The 20,175-nt window shown below is 69.8% G+C and carries 14 protein-coding genes and 1 pseudogene; 5 read left to right on the top strand and 10 right to left on the bottom strand.

Features of this window, described 5'->3' with window-relative positions; genetic code table 11:
* Window positions 1-9 precede the first annotated feature (9 nt).
* The 3 genes from ACF1DX_RS21190 to arc all read right to left on the bottom strand — a co-directional run bounded on the left by ACF1DX_RS21190 (window position 10) and on the right by arc (window position 3,917).
* Window positions 10-228: a ubiquitin-like protein Pup gene (locus ACF1DX_RS21190; protein ID WP_030825909.1), complete on the bottom strand. Its 219-nt coding sequence runs from the start codon at window positions 226-228 to the stop codon at window positions 10-12.
* A gap of 178 nt (window positions 229-406) precedes the next feature.
* Window positions 407-1,918 carry a depupylase/deamidase Dop gene (gene dop / locus ACF1DX_RS21185; RefSeq protein WP_391792696.1) on the bottom strand — a complete coding sequence of 504 codons (1,512 nt, stop codon included), beginning with the start codon at window positions 1,916-1,918 and terminating at the stop codon, window positions 407-409.
* A gap of 232 nt (window positions 1,919-2,150) precedes the next feature.
* Complete coding sequence (arc, locus tag ACF1DX_RS21180; RefSeq protein ID WP_391792695.1) at window positions 2,151-3,917, bottom strand: proteasome ATPase; 1,767 nt, start codon at window positions 3,915-3,917, stop codon at window positions 2,151-2,153.
* Window positions 3,918-4,162: 245 nt separating this feature from the next.
* Between arc and ACF1DX_RS21175 the strand changes: the two genes are divergently transcribed.
* Window positions 4,163-4,468 (top strand): ferredoxin, encoded by a 306-nt coding sequence (locus ACF1DX_RS21175; protein ID WP_391792694.1) that lies wholly within the window; start codon window positions 4,163-4,165, stop codon window positions 4,466-4,468.
* 79 nt (window positions 4,469-4,547) lie between these two features.
* On the opposite strand, the gene ACF1DX_RS21170 is transcribed toward ACF1DX_RS21175, so the two are convergent.
* The 3 genes from ACF1DX_RS21170 to ACF1DX_RS21160 form a co-directional block, all read right to left on the bottom strand.
* The gene (locus tag ACF1DX_RS21170; protein ID WP_391792693.1) at window positions 4,548-5,126 is read right to left on the bottom strand and encodes a hypothetical protein; all 579 of its coding nucleotides are present in this window, start codon (window positions 5,124-5,126) and stop codon (window positions 4,548-4,550) included.
* 229 nt (window positions 5,127-5,355) lie between these two features.
* Entirely contained in the window at window positions 5,356-6,258 is a 903-nt protein-coding gene (locus tag ACF1DX_RS21165; protein WP_030867301.1) for a tRNA (adenine-N1)-methyltransferase, read from the bottom strand.
* Between the two features lie 59 nt (window positions 6,259-6,317).
* Window positions 6,318-8,003 carry a site-2 protease family protein gene (locus ACF1DX_RS21160; protein WP_391792692.1) on the bottom strand — a complete coding sequence of 562 codons (1,686 nt, stop codon included), beginning with the start codon at window positions 8,001-8,003 and terminating at the stop codon, window positions 6,318-6,320.
* Between the two features lie 198 nt (window positions 8,004-8,201).
* On the opposite strand from ACF1DX_RS21160, the gene ACF1DX_RS21155 reads away from it, so the two are divergent.
* Both ACF1DX_RS21155 and ACF1DX_RS21150 read left to right on the top strand, forming a co-directional pair.
* Window positions 8,202-9,131: a RecB family exonuclease gene (locus ACF1DX_RS21155; RefSeq protein ID WP_391792691.1), complete on the top strand. Its 930-nt coding sequence runs from the start codon at window positions 8,202-8,204 to the stop codon at window positions 9,129-9,131.
* 14 nt (window positions 9,132-9,145) lie between these two features.
* Complete coding sequence (locus ACF1DX_RS21150) at window positions 9,146-9,817, top strand: response regulator transcription factor (protein ID WP_004990257.1); 672 nt, start codon at window positions 9,146-9,148, stop codon at window positions 9,815-9,817.
* A gap of 72 nt (window positions 9,818-9,889) precedes the next feature.
* Here ACF1DX_RS21150 and ACF1DX_RS21145 read toward each other — a convergent pair.
* The 4 genes and pseudogenes from ACF1DX_RS21145 to metH all read right to left on the bottom strand — a co-directional run bounded on the left by ACF1DX_RS21145 (window position 9,890) and on the right by metH (window position 17,920).
* A pseudogene (locus ACF1DX_RS21145) lies at window positions 9,890-11,467 on the bottom strand (ABC transporter substrate-binding protein).
* 69 nt (window positions 11,468-11,536) lie between these two features.
* Window positions 11,537-13,144: an ABC transporter substrate-binding protein gene (locus ACF1DX_RS21140; RefSeq protein ID WP_391792690.1), complete on the bottom strand. Its 1,608-nt coding sequence runs from the start codon at window positions 13,142-13,144 to the stop codon at window positions 11,537-11,539.
* 444 nt (window positions 13,145-13,588) lie between these two features.
* Window positions 13,589-14,290: an HAD family hydrolase gene (locus ACF1DX_RS21135; RefSeq protein ID WP_391792689.1), complete on the bottom strand. Its 702-nt coding sequence runs from the start codon at window positions 14,288-14,290 to the stop codon at window positions 13,589-13,591.
* A gap of 117 nt (window positions 14,291-14,407) precedes the next feature.
* Complete coding sequence (gene metH, locus ACF1DX_RS21130; RefSeq protein ID WP_391792688.1) at window positions 14,408-17,920, bottom strand: methionine synthase; 3,513 nt, start codon at window positions 17,918-17,920, stop codon at window positions 14,408-14,410.
* Window positions 17,921-18,220: 300 nt separating this feature from the next.
* Between metH and ACF1DX_RS21125 the strand changes: the two genes are divergently transcribed.
* The gene (locus ACF1DX_RS21125; RefSeq protein ID WP_030867272.1) at window positions 18,221-18,985 is read left to right on the top strand and encodes an IclR family transcriptional regulator; all 765 of its coding nucleotides are present in this window, start codon (window positions 18,221-18,223) and stop codon (window positions 18,983-18,985) included.
* A 334-nt stretch (window positions 18,986-19,319) separates the two neighbouring features.
* Window positions 19,320-20,114: an MIP/aquaporin family protein gene (locus tag ACF1DX_RS21120; RefSeq protein ID WP_391792687.1), complete on the top strand. Its 795-nt coding sequence runs from the start codon at window positions 19,320-19,322 to the stop codon at window positions 20,112-20,114.
* The last annotated feature ends 61 nt before the right edge of the window (window positions 20,115-20,175 follow it).

Below are 20,175 nucleotides of genomic sequence, written 5' to 3'. Positions count from 1 at the left end.
ATTCGAAGGTTACTCGCCGCCCTTTTGGACGAATGAACGAACGAAGTCCTCGGCATTAGCCTCCAGGACATCGTCGATCTCGTCCAGGACGTCGTCCACGTCCTCGCTCAGCTTTTCCTGACGCTCCTTGAGGTCCTCCGAAGCCTGCGCCTCAGCCGCCTGCTCCTCGACCTCCTCCGTGGACCGGGTGGCCTTCTGCTGTCCGCCGCCGGTGTCCTTGGTCGCCATCACCCTCACCCCGCTCGGTTCGCCCGACACACTTGCTCGGTCAAGATCAGACCCTACTCGCCGGGTCCGACAATGCCCCCGCAGTTGCTCCAACGTACGGGGACCATCTCGATGATTCCCGGACCCGGCGTTTTCCACCCTGTCCGGCCGGTCCTTCCCGGGTGTCCCCGGTACCCGCTCAATTTCCCGACAACACCCTGACCAGGTCTTCTGCCGTGCGGCAGCGGTCCAGGAGCTCCTTGACGTGATTACGCGTTCCGCGAAGCGGTTCCAGGGTTGGGACCCGCTGGAGCGAGTCCCGGCCCGGCAGATCGAAGATCACCGAGTCCCAGGAGGCCGCCGCGACGTCGTCCGCGTACTGCTCCAGACAGCGCCCGCGGAAGTACGCGCGGGTGTCCTCCGGAGGCTTCGTACGGGCCCGCTCGACCTCTCCCTCGTCCAGCAGCCGCTTCATCCGCCCCCGGGCCACCAGGCGGTTGTAGAGGCCCTTCTCGGGGCGTACGTCGGCGTACTGCAGGTCCACCAGGTGCAGCCGGGCGGCGTCCCAGTCCAGGCCGTCCCTGCGCCGGTAGCCCTCCATGAGCTCCCGCTTGGCGACCCAGTCCAGCTCGCCGGCCAGGCTCATCGGGTCGTTCTCCAGCCGTGTGAGCGTGTCCTCCCAGCGGAGCAGTACGTCCTTGGTCTGTTCGTCGGCGTCCGCCCCGAATCGCTCCTCGACGTACTTGCGGGCCAGCTCGAAGTACTCCATCTGGAGCTGTACCGCGGTCAGGGTCCGTCCGCTGCGCAGCGTGACGAGTCGTTTCAGGGAGGGATCGTGCGATACCTGGTGCAGTGTCCGTACCGGCTGGTCGACCGCCAGGTCCACCGCGATGAACCCGTCCTCGATCATGGACAGGACCAGCGCCGTCGTACCCAGTTTCAGGTAGGTGGAGATCTCGGACAGGTTCGCGTCGCCGATGATCACGTGGAGTCGCCGGTACTTCTCGGCGTCGGCGTGCGGTTCGTCGCGTGTGTTGATGATGGGCCGTTTGAGGGTGGTCTCCAGGCCTACTTCGACCTCGAAGTAGTCCGCGCGCTGGCTGAGCTGGAAGCCGTGCTCGTGGCCGTCCTGGCCGATGCCGACGCGGCCGGCACCCGCGAAGACCTGTCGGGAGACGAAGAAGGGCGTCAGGTGGCGCACGATGTCCGAGAAGGGGGTCTCCCGCTTCATCAGGTAGTTCTCGTGTGTGCCGTAGGAGGCGCCCTTGTTGTCGGTGTTGTTCTTGTAGAGGTGGATGGGCTGGGCGCCGGGGAGCTGTCCGGCGCGTTCTGCCGCTTCGGCCATGATCCGTTCGCCGGCCTTGTCCCAGAGGACGGCGTCGCGGGGGTTGGTGACTTCGGGGGCGCTGTACTCCGGATGGGCGTGGTCGACGTAGAGCCGTGCGCCGTTGGTGAGGATGACGTTGGCCAGGCCGATGTCCTCGTCGGTGAGCTGGCTGGTGTCGGCGGCCTCACGGGCGAGGTCGAAGCCTCGTGCGTCCCGCAGCGGGTTCTCCTCCTCGAAGTCCCAGCGGGCCCGGCGGGCCCGGTGCATCGCCGCCGCGTAGGCGTTCACGATCTGGGACGAGGTGAGCATGGCATTGGCGTTGGGGTGGCCGGGGACGGAGATGCCGTACTCCGTCTCGATGCCCATTACTCGCCGTACGGTCATGCGGCCCTCCTTGCCCGGCGGCGTCCCCGGTCGGGGGCGCTGCTGTACCGCCGGCGCTCCGGTGCGTGTGCGGTGCCCGTCCCCGCACTGCGCGACTCGGCGGTATGGAAGAGCCTAGAACGCCTTTGCGCTGGTGGGGAGATCATTTGCGTCATTGCTGTGCTCCAGCCGTGGCCCGAAAAGCAGTCGGCTGCGGGTACCCGTCGAGGGGCACCCGCAGCCGCCCTGGCTTTTACAGGTACTGTCCGGTGTTCGCCACCGTGTCGATGGAGCGTCCGGTGTCGGCGCCCTGCTTTCCGGTGATGAGGGTGCGGATGTAGACGATCCGCTCGCCCTTCTTTCCGGAGATGCGGGCCCAGTCGTCCGGGTTGGTGGTGTTGGGCAGGTCCTCGTTCTCCTTGAACTCGTCCACGCAGGCCTGGAGCAGGTGGGAGACGCGGAGGCCCTTCTGGTTCTTCTCCAGGAAGTCCTTGATCGCCATCTTCTTGGCGCGGCCCACGATGTTCTCGATCATGGCGCCGGAATTGAAGTCCTTGAAGTAGAGGACTTCCTTGTCGCCGTTGGCGTAGGTGACTTCCAGGAAGCGGTTTTCCTCGGATTCGGCGTACATCTGTTCCACGGCGGTCTGGATCATGCTCTGGACCGTCATGGCCTTGTCGCCGCCGTGCTCGGCGAGGTCGTCGCCGTGCAGCGGGAGGCGTTCGGTGAGATATTTGCCGAAGATGTCCTGGGCCGCTTCGGCGTCCGGACGCTCGATCTTGATCTTCACGTCCAGCCGGCCGGGCCGCAGGATGGCGGGGTCGATCATGTCCTCGCGGTTGGAGGCGCCGATGACGACCACGTTCTGCAGGCCTTCCACGCCGTCGATCTCGGCGAGGAGCTGGGGGACGATGGTGTTCTCCACGTCCGAGCTGACACCGGAGCCGCGGGTGCGGAAGAGGGATTCCATCTCGTCGAAGAAGACGATGACGGGGGTGCCCTCGCTGGCCTTCTCCCGGGCTCGCTGGAAGACCAGGCGGATCTGCCGCTCGGTCTCGCCGACGTACTTGTTCAGCAGCTCGGGGCCCTTGATGTTGAGGAAGAAGCTCTTGCCGGCGGCCTGGCCGGTGACCTCGGCGACCTTCTTGGCCAGCGAGTTGGCGACGGCCTTGGCGATGAGCGTCTTGCCGCATCCGGGGGGCCCGTACAGCAGCACGCCCTTGGGCGGCCGCAGTTCGTGCTCCTTGAACAGGTCGGGGTAGAGGTACGGCAGCTCGACCGCGTCGCGGATGGCTTCGATCTGGCCGCCGAGGCCGCCGATCTGCTCGTAGCCGATGTCGGGGACTTCCTCGAGGACGAGTTCCTCGACCTCGCTCTTGGGGACGACCTCGTAGACGTATCCGGAGCGGGGCTCCATGAGCAGGGCGTCGCCGGGGCGGATGGTGACGTCCAGCAGCGGCTCGGCGAGCCGCACCACCCGTTCCTCGTCGGTGTGCCCGAGCACGAGTGCCCGCTCGCCGTCCTCGAGGATCTCCTTGAGGGTGACGATGTCACCGACGCGCTCGAATTCCATGGCCTCGACCACGTTGAGCGCTTCGTTGAGCATCACTTCCTGGCCGCGTCGGAGCTCTTCCAGTTCGACGCTGGGGCTGACGTTCACCCGGAGCTTGCGGCCGCCGGTGAAGATGTCGGCGGTGCCGTCCTCGTTCGCCGTGAGGAAGACCCCGAAGCCGGCCGGGGGCTGTGCGAGTCGGTCGACCTCCTCCTTGAGGGCCACGATCTGGTCGCGGGCCTCACGGAGCGTGCCGGCGAGTCGTTCGTTCTGGGCGGACACGCCGGCCAGGTTGGTCTGCAGCTCGACGATCCGCTCTTCGAGAATCCTCGTGTGTCGCGGAGAGTCGGCGAGCTTGCGTCGCAGGACGGCGATCTCCTGCTCAAGGTAGGCAATCTGCCCGGCCGGGTCGTCGGACCCGCGTCCCGGGCGGATGCCGCGGTTCATGTCGTCGTCGTGGGCTGCCACGGTCCTCACCTCCTCCAAGGGGAGCTGGACGCTTCCAGACCCTACCTGGGCGGGTGTCGATTGAAACCCCTAGATCACAAAGACGGTCGGGGTGTGTCCGATCTTCACCCTTGCGCTCTCCCTCACGCCAGGGGAATACCCACCGAAGATGATTGGAACCCAGGCGGGGGTAGGGTCGAAGTGTTCAACACCCGTCGGAGCTGGCCGGATTCCCGTTCGGTTCGACGCAGGAAACGGCAGGAGAGATGAGCGTGCGGCAGGAGACCGGAGTCGGTGGCGAGGCCCTGGAGGTCTGGATCGACCAGGATCTGTGTACCGGTGACGGCATCTGCGCCCAGTACGCGCCGGAGGTGTTCGAGCTGGACATCGACGGTCTGGCCTATGTGAAGAGTCCGCAGGACGAGTTGTTGCAGGACAGGGGGGCGGCAACGCCCGTGCCGCTGCCGCTTCTCACGGATGTGGTCGACTCGGCGAAGGAGTGTCCGGGCGAGTGCATCCATGTCCGTCGGGTTTCGGACGGCGTCGAGGTGTACGGGCCGGACACCGAGTGACCGGTGTGATGCGACGTGTCACGACTGTCTGATTTATCACACGTCGGGGTGTGTGCCCTGCCGTACGCCCGCGCGCGGGTCACACACTCCTGGCGTCGGACGGGGCGGACCGTACGAACGCGCCGTCCTGCCACCGCCATTTCACGTTCTCGCGCACATCGGGGCAGCAACTGGGCACGTCGGCGGAGGAGTAGCCGAAGAGCACGGCGGTGACTTCGCCGTCACGTACGGCGAAGTCGCCGACGTTGGTGCGGTCCTCGGGGCCGGCGAGGGTGGCCACCACGCGCGGTGCCGTGCCGCTCGCGCTCCGGGTGAGGACGTACACGCTGTCGGGTGGGGTGCCCATCGGGGTGTCGCAGTGGACCACGGCCACCGTTTCCGGGCGGCCGTCGCCGTCGAGGTCGCCGGACGCCTTCTTCTTCACCACGGCCTTCACCCTGCCGCAGTCGAGGGGGAACTCGACGGTCGCGGGGTCCGGCGGGGTGATGTGCGCCGGGGCGCTCTTCGTGTGCGGTCCGGGCGTCGGGGCCGCGGTGGCGGCGTCGGGCCCCAGGGCCGGGGAGAGGGCCACGACACCGGCGAGGGCCGTGGCGGTGGCGACCCAGTGGATGGGCCGGGTGTGCGTGTGGGCGAGCTCCGGGACGGCGGATGGCTGCACTAGGAGTGTCTCCTGTGAGGGCTGTGCCGGTGGGGGTGGCCAGCATCGTGCCACACGTCACAGTACGGAGGGAACGGCGGGGGTGTGCGGTTCCGGTGCGGGGGGACCGGGAAGGGTTTCGCCCTCCGTGCCGTCGGTCGGGTCAACGTGAGGACGCCGTGGCGCAGTTCCGAGCGGTTGCCGGGAACTGCGCCACGGCGCCTGTTCGTTGCGGGGGTGGCGGTCCGCGTCAGCGGGCGGTGCCTCCGTCGGCGTTGGGGCCGGCGTAGTCCTCGCCGTAGGCGCCCTTGGCGGGGCGGCGGCGGCGCATGGGCGGCTCGACGCCGTCGGCGAGGCGGCGGGCGGTGAGGAGGAAGCCGGTGTGGCCGATCATCCGGTGGTCCGGGCGGACGGCCAGGCCCTCGATGTGCCAGTTGCGGATCATCGTCTCCCAGGAGGTCGGCTCGTTGAAGCAGCCGATCTCGCGGATGGACTCGACGGTCCGGGCGAGCTGGGTGGTGGTGGCGACGTAGCAGCACAGGATGCCGCCGGGGACGAGCGCCTTGGAGACGGCCTCCAGGCACTCCCAGGGGGCGAGCATGTCGAGGATGACGCGGTCGACGTCGGTGTCGGACAGGTTGTCCTGGAGGTCGCCGACGGTGAGCTGCCAGGCGGGGTGCGGGCCGCCGAAGTAGCGCTCGACGTTCTGCCGGGCGATGTCGGCGAAGTCCTCGCGGCGCTCGTAGGAGTGCAGCATGCCCTGGTCGCCGATGGCGCGCAGCAGGAAGCTGCTGAGCGAGCCGGAGCCGACGCCGGCCTCGACGACGCGCGCGCCGGGGAAGATGTCGGCGAAGGCGAGGATCTGCCCCGCGTCCTTGGGGTAGACGACGGCTGCCCCGCGGGGCATGGACAGGACGTAGTCGGGGAGCAGGGGGCGCAGCGCGAGGTAGGCGACGTTCCCGGTGGTGCGGACAACGCTGCCCTCGGGAGCGCCGATCAGTTCGTCGTGGGGGAAGGAACCCTTGTGGGTGTGGAAGTTCTTCCCGGCCTCGAGCGTGAACGTGTAGTGGCGGCCCTTGGGGTCGGTCAGCTGAACCTGGTCCCCGACCTTGAAGGGCCCGCGCCTGCGGGCGGCACCGGTCGGTTCGGACATGTGAACAGCCTACCCGTCCCGGGAGGGGGCGCCGACCACGGCGGGGTGCGGGCGGGGGGTCAGCTGGGCCGTGCCATCGCCTTCACGAAGGCCCGCTCGACGTCCGCGGCGGACAGGACGCCGTAGATCTCGCCGCTGTCCTCGACCACCAGGTACTCGGTGGCGGGGGTGGCGCGCAGGGCGTCCAGGAGGTCCTCTCCGGCGAGCTCGGCGGAGACGTGCATGCCGTCGGTGAGGTCCTGGGCGAGTCCGCCGACGGGTACCCAGGGGCGGCGGTGTTCGGGTACGCCGACGATGGCGGCCTCGCGGACCAGGGAGAGGGGGACGCCGTCGGGGTCGACGACGACCAGGGCGCGGGCACCGGCGGCGTTGGCCCGGCGGAGGGCCTCGGAGAGGGGGGTGTCGGTCTCGACGGGCACCGCGCGGCGGGTGAGGTTGCGGGCGCGCAGTTCGGGGAGGTGTTCGCGCAGCCGGGCCATGCGCAGGCTGTTGCCGGCGCCGGTCCAGATGATCGCGGCGAGGATGGCGGCGAGCAGGGCGTCCAGGACGGTGTCCATGCCCACGTTGTCCACGGCGTCGGAGCCGAGGGCGCCGGACTGGGTGAGCAGGGGGAGGCCGATCAGGACGGCGACGGCGAGGGCGCGGCCGACCCAGGCGGCGGCGATGGTGCCGGTCATGGGGGTGCCGCTGATCGCCCAGACGACGGCGCGGAGCATGCGGCCGCCGTCCAGGGGGAGGCCGGGCAGGAGGTTGAAGACGGCGACGATGAGGTTGGAGACCATCAGGCCGGCCAGCAGGACGCCGGGGACGCTGCTGGGGTCGACGGCCAGCAGTCCGAGGTAGAAGAGGCCGGACAGGACGAGGGAGAGCAGGGGGCCGACGAAGGCCAGCACGAACTCGCGGCCGGGGGTCTCGGCCTCCTTCTCGATCTCTGAGACGCCGCCGAAGAATTGGAGCTGGATGCGGCGCACCGGGAGTTCGAAGCGGAGGGCGGCGAGGGTGTGGGCGAGTTCGTGGACCAGGACGGAGGCGTAGAAGGCGACCGCGAAGAACAGGGAGACGAGGTAGCTGGCGGCGCCGAGCTCGGGCAGCACGCGGTCGATCTGTCCGCCGAACACCCAGGTGATGAGGATGGCGACGAGGAACCAGCTGGGTGCCACGTACACGGGCACTCCGAACGGGCGCCCCATCAGCAGCCCGCCCCGCTGCTTCTCCCGCGGCCGCTGCGGCGGCCCCGCCTGCCCGGCACCGGAGTGAGCCGGCGTCCGCCCTCCGCCGCGTTCGTCGCCGGGCCCGCCCGTGGGCGCGGGGGGTTCGCCGGACCCGGCGCCCGGGGACCCCGGCCGCGCGGGAGCGGCGGCAGGCGCCTGGGGACCGGTACCGGTGGCGGGGGTGCCGGGGCGACGGTCGGGCTGTTCGCCGGTGGGGTTGCCCGCGGGCGTCGGGGGCTCGCCGGACCCGGCTCCCGGGGACCTCGGCTCCACGGGAGCGGCGGCAGGCGCCTGGGGACCGGTGCCGGGGCGGCGGTCGGGCTGTTCGCCGGGGGGGTTGCCCGCGGACGTGGTGTCCGGGGGGCGTGGGTGTTCGTCGGCGGGGCGGTCCGCGGGCGTGGAGTCCGCGGCCGGGGGCCCGGGGTGCTCGGGCCCGTGGACGGAGGGCTCGGGGGCCGGGGGCCGAGGGCCCGTGTGGTCGGGCGACCCGTCGTTGCCGGGTCGCGGCTGTCCGCGCCCGCCGCTTACGTCCACCGGTGTCCCCTCGTTCGCTGCGTCTCCCGCGCCTGCCGGCCGGGAGGGTCTCGTGTCGATGGTATGCGGCCTGTGCCGCGCGTTCCGCCCCGGCACCCTGTCTCTTCCCCTCCTTCCCCTTCCCTCCCCGTCGTCACGCACGGCGCCCGCGGCCGTCGGCGTACGCGCTGTCGGTGGCGGGCCGTAAGGTCTGTGGGCATGGAGACGAGCATCGAGGGCGAGGGGCGGGCCGGTGGCGGTCCGGGGACCGTGGGCGTACGAGCGGACACGGCCGCCGCCATACCGCCCGCGTCGCTGTCCCCCTCGCGTGCGAGTGACTTCATGCAGTGCCCGCTGCTGTACCGGTTCCGGGTGATCGACCGGCTGCCGGAGAAGCCGAGCGAGGCGGCGACCAGGGGCACGCTGGTGCACGCGGTGCTGGAGCGGCTCTTCGACGCCCCGGCCGCCGACCGCACCGCGCCCCGGGCGAAGTCGCTGGTCCCGGGTCAGTGGGACCGGCTGCGCGAGAGCAGGCCGGAGGTCATGGAGCTGTTCGCCGACGATCCGGGGGGCGAGCGGCTGGCGCGCTGGCTGGCGGAGGCGGAGAGGCTGGTCGAGCGGTGGTTCTCGCTGGAGGATCCGAGCCGGCTGGAGCCCGCCGAACGGGAGCTGTTCGTCGAGGCGGAGCTGGACTCCGGGCTGAGGCTGCGCGGCATCATCGACCGGGTGGATGTGGCGCCCACCGGTGAGGTGCGGATCGTCGACTACAAGACGGGCAAGGCGCCCCGGCCGGAGTACGCCGAGGGCGCGCTGTTCCAGATGAAGTTCTACGCCCTGGTGGTGTGGCGGCTGAAGAAGGTGATCCCGCGTCGGCTCCAGCTGGTGTACCTCGGCAGTGGTGACGTGGTGACCTACGATCCCGTGCTCGCGGATCTGGAGCGGGTGGAGCGCAAGCTGCTCGCGCTGTGGGACGCGATCCGGCTGGCGACCGAGACGGGTGTCTGGCGTCCGCGTCCCACGAAGCTGTGCGGCTGGTGCGACCACCAGGCGCACTGTCCGGAGTTCGGCGGCACTCCCCCGCCGTACCCCCTGCCGGTGAGGGCGCCCGAGTCCGGCGGGGGCCGGCAGGGCAGAATGGGGCCGGACTAGCGAAGGAGACTTACGTGGCCATCCGCGTCCTACTGGTCGACGACCAGCCGCTGCTGCGCACCGGGTTCCGGATGATTCTGGAGGCCGAGCAGGACATCGCGGTCGTCGGCGAGGCCGGAGACGGCCTCCAGGCCCTGGACCAGGTGCGGGCGCTGCAGCCCGATGTGGTGCTGATGGACATCCGCATGCCGCGGATGGACGGGGTGGAGGCGACCCGGCAGATCACCGGGCCCGAGCGGGACGGGCCGGCGAAGGTGCTGGTGCTGACGACGTTCGATCTCGACGAGTACGTGGTGGAGGCGCTGAGGGCGGGGGCCAGCGGCTTCCTGCTGAAGGACGCCCCGGCCAACGAGCTGGTGCAGGCGATCCGTGTGGTGGCCGCCGGAGAGGCGATGCTCGCGCCGAGCATCACGCGCCGACTGCTGGACAAGTACGCCACGCATCTGCCGTCCGGTGACGAGCCGGTGCCGGACACGCTGCACACGCTGACCGAGCGTGAGGTCGAGGTGTTGAAGCTGGTGGCGCGCGGGCTGTCCAACGCGGAGATCGCCGCGGATCTGTTCGTCAGCGAGACCACCGTCAAGACGCACGTCGGTCACGTCCTGACCAAGCTGGGGCTGCGTGACCGGGTGCAGGCGGCGGTGTACGCCTACGAGAGCGGGCTGGTGCGCCCCGGCGCGCAGTAGCGCGGCAGTCGCGCCGTACGACGAGGGCGCCCTTCCTGTCGGGGAGGGCGCCCTCGTCGTACGGGTACGGCGTCAGTTCTTGCTCAGTTCCCAGAACCGGAACACGGTGGAGGCGTCGAGGCAGTACTCCAGGCCGTACACGCCGTCCCGGACGACCGCGTACTGCTTGGCCTGCCAGAGCGGGAGGACGGGGATGTCCTCGGCGACGATGTCCTGGATCCGGCCGAACTCCTCGTCGGTGGCGGAGCGGTCGCTCTGGGCGGCCGTGCGCGGGAGGAGCGAGTCGGTGATCGGGCCGGCGTCGTAGTTGTTGTGCAGTACGTTGCCCTTACCGAAGAAGGGGCCGGTGAAGTTGTCGGCGTCCGGGTAGTCGGGCACCCAGCCCTTGACGTAGACGCCGTACTTGCCGGCCGCGATGTCCTGCTCGTACTGGGCGAAGGGGACCGATTCGACGTCGGCGTCGAACAGTCCGCTGGCGTTGAGCTGTCCGGCGATCGTCTTCAGTTCCTGGTCGGTGGCCGGGCCGTAGCGGGACGGGGTGGACCACGGGGTCAGCCTCACCTTGCCGGTGATGCCCTCCTCCTCCAGTGCGGCGGCGGCCTTGGCCCGGGAGGGGCGGGCGCCGTAGGTGTCGAAGAAGGCGGTGTTGTGGCCGCCGATGCCGGCCGGGACGACCGAGTACAGCGGGCTGGCCGTGCCCTGGTGGACGTCCCGGACGAGGGCGTCACGGTCGATCAGATGGGCGATGGCCCGGCGCACGCCGGGTTTCCCGGCGACCGGGTCGTCCATGTTGAAGACCAGGTGCTGGACCTCGGCGCTGCTGCCCTCGACGATCTCGACGCCGCCGGTGCCGTCGTCGGCCCGGTCGATGTCGTTGATGGCCCCGGCGGTGAGGCCGCGGTAGGCGATGTCGACCTGGGCGTCCTATACGGCCTTCTTCAGGGCGTTCTGGTCGCCGTGGAAGAACTCCAGGGTCACGCCGGAGTTCTTGGTCCCGGCGCTGCCCCGGTAGTGCTCGTTGACGGAGAAGACGGCGCGGTCGTTGGCGAACGAGTCCAGCCGGTACGGGCCGGAGCCGACCGCCTCCCCGTCCTCGCGCAGTCCGTCGGCGTCGTACTCGCGGTGGTCGACGATGGAACCGGCGCCGGACGCGATCTTGCTGGGGAAGGTGGCGTCGGGTGTGTTGAGTTCGAAGACGACCGTCTTCTCGTCGGGGGTGCTGACCTTCTCCAGTGTGGGGAACATGATCGCGGGCCCGTCGGGGTCGTTGATCTTCAGCATGCGGTCGAAGGAGAACTTCACGTCCTGCGAGGTGAGCGGGTCGCCGTTGCTGAACTTCAGTCCGTCCCGCAGTGTGCAGCGGTAGACGGTGGTGCCGGTGTCCGCGAAGCCGCAGCTCTCGGCGGCGTCCGGCTGCGGCTCGGTGGCTCCCTTGGGGAAGCCGAGCAGCGACTGGAAGACGTTGTTGAACAGCAGCCAGGAGCCGGGGTCGTAGCCGGAGGCGGGGTCGGTGGCCAGGATGTCCCCGGACATCCCCACCACGATGCCTGAGCCGTCGGCCCCCGTGTCGCCGCTCTCGGCGCCACAACCGGTCAACAGGCCGGAGGCCAGCCCCGCCACGATGGGCAGGACTGGCCACGGGTTACGCACATTCTCGTGCTGTGCCTTGTCGTTCTTGCTGCCCGGATCGCGTCGGCGCTCCGGGGTCGTGCGGTTTCGTCACTCGGTGACGCCGCGCTCGAGCTCCCAGAGCTGGAGAGACGAGGAGGAGTTGATCGCGTAAGCGGTGCCGGTGACGCCGTCGCGTGCGGCGATGTACTGCTTACCCTGCCACAGCGGGATCAGCGGGACGTCCTCGGCGACGATGTTCTGGATCTCCGCGAGGCTGTCGGAGGCGGACAGCCGGTCGGCCTGGCGGCGCGACTCCGGGATCAGATCGTTGATGATCTCGGGGTTGGCGTAGGGGGAGCTGAGGAAGTTGTCCTCACCGAGGAAGGGGGCGGTGAAGGCGTCGGCGTCCGGGTAGTCGGGGAACCAGCCCATGCCGTAGACGTCGTACTTCTCGTTCTGAGCGGCGGTCTTGAACTTGTTCCAGGTCTCGCTCTTGATGTCGGTGTCGAACAGACCGCTGGCGTTGAGCTGCTTGCTCAGCTGCTCGAACTCCGTCTTGGCGGCGGGGCCGTAGTGGTCGTTCGTGTAGTGCAGCGTCAGCTTCACCGGGGTGCTGACGCCGGCCTCCTCCAGCGCCTTGCGGGCCTTGGCCACACTCGGGTCGCCGTACGTGTTGAAGAACGCGTTGGTGTGTCCGGTGACGCCGGCGGGGACCAGCGAGAACAGCGGCTCGGCCTGGGAGCCGTAGACGTTGCCGATCAGCTCGCTGCGGTTGACGACCTGGGCCATCGCCTGGCGGACGGCCTTGTCCTTCACGGTGGGGGCCTCGGTGTTGAACGCCAGGTACCGGATCTCCAGACCGGGCGACTCGATCAGCTCGATCTCGTCGTCGGTGGCGTTGCCGAGTTCCTCGATCTGCTCCGGCGACATGGTGCGGGTCGCCATGTCGATGTCGCCCTTCTTCAGCGCCTCGACCATGGCCTCGGAGCTGTCGTAGGAGACCATCTCGACCTTGTCGTTCTTCACCTCCAGCGCGCCCTTGTAGGAGGGGTTCTTGGTGAAGGTGGCGCTGACCAGCGTGTCGCCCTCGACCTTGCCCTCGAAGGTGTACGGGCCGGAGCCGTCGATCTCGAAGCCCTCGCGCAGCGCGCCCTTGTCGTAGGCGTCCGCGTTGACGATGCCGGCGACCGGGGTGGACAGCTTGTACGGGAAGGTGGCGTCGGCGCTCTTGAGGTGGAAGATCACCTCACGGTCGCCCTGCGTCTCGACGGTGTCGATGATGGACAGCAGCGCGAAGACACCACTGTCGCCCTCGAGGGAGAGGGCGCGCTCGATGGAGAACTTCACGTCCTCCGCGGTGATCGCCTCGCCGTTCGAGAACTTCAGACCGTCGCGCAGGGTGCAGCTGTAGCGCTCGTTGCCGGCGTCGGTGAACCCGCAGGACTCGGCCGCATCGGGCACCGGCTCGCCGTCGCCCCGGGGCTGGACCATCAGGGTCTGCACGGTCTGCCGCAGGATGTTCCAGCTGCCGACGTCATAGGCCCAGGCCGGGTCGAGGGGCGCGGGGCCGTCCTCCTTGGATGCGGTGAACCGGTCCGTGGTGCCCACGAAGATCGCTTCGCCGTCTCCGCTCCCGCCCTCGCTGTCGCCACAGGCGGCGAGCACCGGGGCGAGCAGGCCCATCGCGGCCGCCAGCACCAAAGTCTTGCGGTTCATGCTCGAGTTTCTCCAGGACTGTCGACTCCGTGTATCCGGCATACGGGGGTTGTCGCAGCGGAACACGGGGATGGGGGCGAGGTTCTCGCGATGACATTAGTCCGCGCCCGCAGGAGGGTTCACAGCCGCCGGAGTTGGGGGCACATCACGCAGTGGAACCGGGTGTGAACGCACCGGTAAAGGCGACCGGGGAATGATTGGTGCAGCTTCTCATGAATCAGGACACAAGGGCGTAGCGGTGACCTCCGAAATGGTGCGGAAGGCACGGGAGGACATCGTTGTCGACCCCCCTCCATGTGGCGAACCTCACATGTGAAAACGGGCTCGGCGGTACCGGAATTCAGCCACCGGCAAGCGGGGCGAATTCTTCGGGCGCGGATGTCCGGGCCCGGGAAGCCGAGTGGCGGGAATTCCGGCGGTAACACCGCTGCGCTGGGTGAACACCTAGCGCATTTCCGTCATCAGCCCGCGCAGGAATGTCAGGTCCACGACTTCCAGGGAGGGTACGACCGTCCGCCGGGCGGCAGGCATGATCGGGCCCACCGAGGGCACCGCGACGACCTGGCAGCCCGCCGCCTCCGCGGCGGCGACACCGGTCACGGTGTCCTCGACGACGGCGCACCGCACGGGGTCCACGCCGAGCCCGGCGGCGGCCGCGAGATACGGGTCGGGGTGCGGCTTGGTGCGCGGGACCTCGTCGCCGGCGACCGACAGCGCGAAGTGCTGGGGGCCCAGCGTCTTCAGCACCCGGTCGATGATGCGCCGGTGGGAGGCGGAGACCAGCGCCGTGGGGATCTCGTGCTCGGACAGCTCGGCGAGCAGCCGCGCGGCGCCCGGCATCAGCGGCAGGGCGTGGTCGATACGGTCCTCGAAGCCGTCGTTGAGCAGCACCGTCAGCTCGGGCAGGCCGATGTCGGCGCCGGTGGCCTCGATGAGGAACCCCGCGCTGCGGGTCATGGGGCCGCCGACCACGACATGGCGCCAGGAGTCGTCCAGGGTGTGGCCGAGGGAGGCGAAGACCTCGACCTCGACGTCCCACCAGAAGCCCTCGGTGTCCACCAGGGTGCCGTCCATGTCGAGGAGGACGGCCTGCAGGGCCGAACCCTCGGCCGTCCGGGTTCCGAGCGCGGGGACCGTACTGGTCATCCGCGTACCTCCTTCACAGGGACGACCAGGCCGGTTCCCACGGGGGGAACCGGCCTGCGGTGGATCGACCAGTGTACGTCGTGTGTGCTCGAAACGCCCGGTGCGGCTCCTGGTGCCTCAGCGGGCGTTGAAGTACTTGGCCTCCGGGTGGTGGATGACGATGGCGTCCGTGGACTGCTCGGGGTGGAGCTGGAACTCCTCGGACAGGTGCACGCCGATGCGCTCGGGTTCGAGCAGGGCGGCGATCTTGGCGCGGTCCTCCAGGTCGGGGCAGGCGCCGTAGCCGAGGGAGAAGCGGGCGCCCCGGTACTTCAGGGCGAACATGTCCTCCATCGCGGCCGGGTCCTCGTCCGCGAAGCCGAGTTCGGAGCGCACGCGCGCGTGCCAGTACTCGGCGAGGGCCTCCGCGAGCTGCACGGAGAGCCCGTGCAGCTCCAGGTAGTCGCGGTAGGCGTTGGCCTCGAACATCCGGGCGGTCTCTTCGCCGATCCTCGATCCGACGGTGACCACCTGCAGGCCGACGACGTCGGTCTCGCCGGACTCCTCCGGGCGGAAGAAGTCCGCCAGGCACAGCCGGCGGCCGCGGCGCTGGCGCGGGAAGGTGAAGCGGGTGCGCTCGTTGCCCTGCTCGTCCAGGATGATCAGGTCGTCGTCCTTGGAGACGCAGGGGAAGTAGCCGTAGACCACGGCCGCTTCCAGCAGGTTCTCCGTCTGGAGCCGGTCGAGCAGTCCGCGCAGCCTGGGCCGGCCCTCGGTCTCGGCCAGCTCCTCGTAGGTCGGCCCGTCGCCGGTGCGGGCCTGCTTCAGACCCCACTGGCCCTTGAACAGGGCGCCCTCGTCGAGCCAGCTCGCGTACTCCTTGAGCTGGATGCCCTTGACGACGCGGGTGCCCTTGAAGGGCGGTGTGGGGACCGGGTTGTCGGTGGCGACGTCGGAGCGGACGTGCCCCTCCTCGGGCCGTTCCTCGATCTCCACGGTGGCCGCGCGGACCCGGCGTTGCTTCAGCTCGGGCAGCTTCGCACCGGGCACACCGCGCTTGATGCCGATGAGGGCGTCCATCAGGCGCAGGCCCTCGAAGGCGTCGCGGGCGTAGCGGACCTCGCCCTGGTAGATCTCGTGCAGGTCCTGTTCGACGTAGGCGCGGGTGAGGGCGGCGCCGCCGAGGATCACCGGGTAGTCGGTGGCCAGGCCGCGCTGGTTGAGCTCCTCCAGGTTCTCCTTCATGATCACCGTGGACTTCACCAGCAGCCCGGACATGCCGATGACGTCGGCCTTGTGCTCGTCGGCGGCGTCCAGGATCGCGGAGACCGGCTGCTTGATGCCCAGGTTGACCACGTTGTAGCCGTTGTTCGACAGGATGATGTCGACCAGGTTCTTGCCGATGTCGTGCACGTCGCCGCGGACGGTGGCCAGCACGATGGTGCCCTTGCCGGCCTCGTCGGTCTTCTCCATGTGCGGCTCGAGGTGCGCGACGGCGTTCTTCATCACCTCGGCGGACTGGAGCACGAACGGCAGCTGCATCTGGCCGGAGCCGAACAGCTCGCCGACCACCTTCATGCCGTCCAGGAGGGTGTCGTTGACGATGTCGAGCGCGGGCCGCTCCCGCAGGGCCTCGTCCAGGTCGGCCTCGAGCCCGTTGCGCTCGCCGTCGATGATGCGGCGCTTGAGGCGCTCCTCCAGGGGCAGCGCGGCCAGTTCCCCGGCCTTGTCGGCCTTGAGGGACTTGGCGGTGGCGCCCTCGAAGAGCGCCATCAGCTTCTGGAGCGGGTCGTAGCCCTCGCGGCGCCGGTCGTAGATGAGGTCGAGGGCCGTGGTGACCTCTTCCTCGCTGAAGCGGGCGATGGGCAGGATCTTCGACGCGTGGACGATCGCCGAGTCCAGGCCGGCCTTGACGCACTCGTCGAGGAAGACCGAGTTCAGCAGGATGCGGGCGGCCGGGTTGAGGCCGAAGGAGATGTTCGACAGGCCCAGCGTGGTCTGCACCTCGGGGTGGCGCCTCTTCAGCTCGCGGATTCCCTCGATGGTGGCCAGGCCGTCCTTGCGGGACTCCTCCTGGCCGGTGCAGATGGTGAAGGTCAGACAGTCGACGAGGATGTCCTCCTCGCGGATGCCCCAGTTGCCGGTCAGGTCGTCGATCAGCCGCTCGGCGATCTCGACCTTCTTCTCGGCGGTACGGGCCTGGCCCTCCTCGTCGATGGTGAGCGCGATCAGCGCGGCGCCGTGCTCCTGCGCCAGCCGCGTGACCTTGGCGAACCGCGACTCGGGCCCGTCGCCGTCCTCGTAGTTCACCGAGTTGATCACCGCGCGGCCGCCGAGCTTCTCCAGGCCGGCCCGGATGACGTCGACCTCGGTGGAGTCCAGGACGATGGGGAGGGTGGAGGCGGTGGCGAAGCGTCCGGCCAGTTCCTCCATGTCGGCGACGCCGTCGCGGCCCACGTAGTCCACGCACAGGTCCAGCATGTGCGCGCCCTCGCGGATCTGTTCGCGGGCCATCTCCACGCAGTTGTCCCAGCGGCCCTCGAGCATCGCCTCGCGGAACTTCTTCGATCCGTTGGCGTTCGTCCGCTCGCCGATCGCCAGGTAGGAGGTGTCCTGGCGGAAGGGGACGGTCTGGTAGAGGGAGGCCGCGCCGGGCTCCGGGCGCGGGTCGCGTTCCGCCGGGGCCAGGCCGTGCACGCGCTCCACGAGCTGTCGCAGGTGCTCGGGCGTGGTGCCGCAGCAGCCGCCCACCAGGGACAGGCCGTAGTCGCGGACGAAGTTCTCCTGGGCGTCCGCCAGCTCCTCCGGGGACAGCGGGTAGCGGGCGCCGTCCTTGGTGAGTTCCGGCAGGCCGGCGTTGGGCATGCAGGACAGCCGGGCGCGGGAGTGGCGGGCCAGGTGGCGCAGGTGCTCGCTCATCTCGGCCGGGCCGGTGGCGCAGTTCAGGCCGATCATGTCGATGCCCAGCGGTTCCAGCGCGGTGAGGGCGGCGCCGATCTCGGAGCCGAGCAGCATGGTGCCGGTGGTCTCGACCGTGACCGACACGATCAGCGGGACCTCGAACCCGGCGGTCTCCATCGCGCGGCGGGCGGCGATCACGGAGGCCTTGGTCTGCAGCAGGTCCTGGGTCGTCTCCACCAGCAGTGCGTCCGCGCCGCCCGCGAGGAGGCCCTCGGCGTTGCGCTGGTAGGCGTCCCGGATGGCGGTGAAGGTGGTGTGGCCGAGGGTGGGCAGCTTGGTGCCGGGTCCCATGGAGCCCAGGACCCAGCGGGTGCGGCCGTCCCGCGCGGCGTACTCGTCGGCCGTCTCGCGGGCGATGCGGGCGCCGGCCTCGGACAGTTCGGTGACGCGCTCCGGGATGTCGTACTCGCCGAGGGCGGTGAGGTTGGCGCCGAAGGTGTTCGTCTCGACGCAGTCGACCCCGGCGGCGAAGTACTCGGAGTGGACCGAGCGGACGATGTCCGGGCGCGTCAGGTTCAGGATCTCGTTGCAGCCCTCGAGGTTCTGGAAGTCCTCGAGTGTGGGGTCCTGGGCCTGGAGCATGGTGCCCATGGCTCCGTCGGCGACCACCACCCGGGTGGCGAGCGCCTCGCGGAGGGCGGACACACGGGTCCGGCTGTCGGCGGAAGGGGTCTGCGGCAACGAGGCCATGAAAGGGGCTCCCTCTGGGTGCGACGGCTGTCGGCTTTGCGGCTGCCCGGGAATCCCCTCACGGAGCGTCCCCGGCTGAGCGCACCACGCCAGGGTATCCGGGACCGCTCCCTGATGTTCAGGGCGTCCACGGGGCGGACGATGATGGCCGACAACCGACGCACGGGGTACGGGTGGCGGAACCGATCACGACCGACCATTGGCGAGAGGTCGGCATCGACCGGTAGTGTTCGACAATGCCGAACAGCGGCAGCGGCGCGTCGTGGGTAGACGGCCGAAGGGGACGGAGGCAGTACGGCGATGGCACGGAACATCCAGTCGCTCGAACGGGCGGCGGCGATGCTGCGCCTGCTGGCGGGCGGCGAGCGGCGGCTCGGCCTGTCGGACATCGCCTCGTCGCTGGGCCTCGCCAAGGGCACCGCCCACGGCATCCTGCGCACCCTCCAGCAGGAGGGGTTCGTCGAGCAGGACGACGCCTCCGGGCGTTACCAGCTGGGCGCCGAGCTGCTGCGCCTGGGCACCACCTATCTCGACGTGCACGAGCTGCGGGCGCGCGCCCTGGTGTGGACGGACGACCTGGCCCGCTCCAGCGGCGAGAGCGTCTACCTCGGCGTGCTGCACCAGCAGGGCGTGCTGATCGTGCACCACGTCTTCCGGCCGGACGACAGCCGGCAGGTCCTGGAGATAGGGGCCATGCAGCCGCTGCACTCCACGGCCCTGGGGAAGGTGCTGTCGGCCTACGACCCGGTGGCGCACAGCGAGGCCCTGGAGGCCGACCGCAAGGCCTTCACCGACCGCACGGTGTGCGACCCGGACGACTTCGAGCGCGTCCTGGACCTCACCCGCGCGCGCGGCTACGCGGCGGACGTGGAGGAGACCTGGGAGGGCGTCGCCGCCGTCGCCGCCCCCATCCACGACCGGCGGCGCATGCCGGTGGGCGCGGTGGGCATCACGGGGGCGGTGGAGCGGCTGCGCCGGGACGGCGAGCTGCGGCCCGAGCTGATCGCGGCGGTACGGGACTGTGCCCGCGCGGTGTCGCGGGACCTGGGCGCCGGGCGGTTCTGAGCGGAACACACGGGAGGCCGGGACGCCGTACGGCGTCCCGGCCTCCCGTCGTGCCCCGGGGCGGACAGACCGGGCGCGAGTCGGCGCAACCGCCGCGAAGATCGATAACTCGGGACGCTCCATAACGATCGCGTTTTCGATAACCAAACTCTTGACGCCCGCGAGGTGCCGGGAAAGACTCCCGTCCATCGGTCGGCATTGTCGAACACCTACCGGCAATACGAGTTAGAGTGTGACAACGCCAAGGGCCGGCATCGCTCTCATCCCTGAGGGCGCCAATCCCCGGTGGGACCCGGGGGTCGGCTTCCCTGGACGAAGGACAAAGGAGTCGCGGGTGTCCAGCTCCGACATCTTCATCGGCGAGACCATCGGTACCGCCATACTCATCCTGCTCGGCGGCGGTGTGTGCGCCGCCGTGACGCTGAAGGCCTCCAAGGCCCGTAACGCCGGCTGGCTCGCCATCGCCTTCGGGTGGGGTTTCGCCGTCATGACGGCGGTCTACATCGCCGGACCGCTCTCCGGCGCCCACCTCAACCCGGCCGTCACCGTGGCACTCGCCATCAAGGACGGCGAGTGGAGCAATGTTCCGGTCTACTTCGCCGGAGAGTTCCTCGGCGCGATGATCGGCGCGGCCCTGGTCTGGGTGGCCTACTACGGCCAGTTCCTGGCCCACCTCACCGACAAGGAGATCGTCGGCGGTCCGGGCGCGCAGACCACCGCCGCCAAGGCGGTCGAGGCGCAGGAGAAGGGCGCGGGCCCGGTGCTCGGCGTCTTCTCCACCGGCCCGGAGATCCGGAACCCGGTGCAGAACCTCGCCACGGAGATCATCGGCACCGTCGTGCTGCTGCTGGCCGTGCTCACCCAGGGCCTGAACGACGCGGGCAACGGCCTGGGCGTGCTGGGCGGTCTGATCACGGCGCTCGTCGTCGTCTCGATCGGTCTGTCGCTGGGCGGCCCGACCGGTTACGCCATCAACCCGGCCCGTGACCTCGGCCCGCGCGTCGTGCACGCCCTGCTGCCGCTGCCGAACAAGGGTGGTTCCGACTGGTCCTACGCCTGGATCCCGGTGGTCGGCCCGCTGATCGGCGGTGCCCTCGCGGCCGGCCTCTACAACGTCGCCTTCGCGTAGGCCCCGGCATCTTCGACAGCGCCGTACGTACCGCCCCGTAACCAAGGAACCCAGGAGCACA

The sequence above is a fragment of the Streptomyces sp. NPDC014676 genome, from assembly GCF_043084105.1.
Lineage (GTDB): Bacteria > Actinomycetota > Actinomycetes > Streptomycetales > Streptomycetaceae > Streptomyces.
This window is presented reverse-complemented; position numbering and strand designations above follow the sequence as displayed.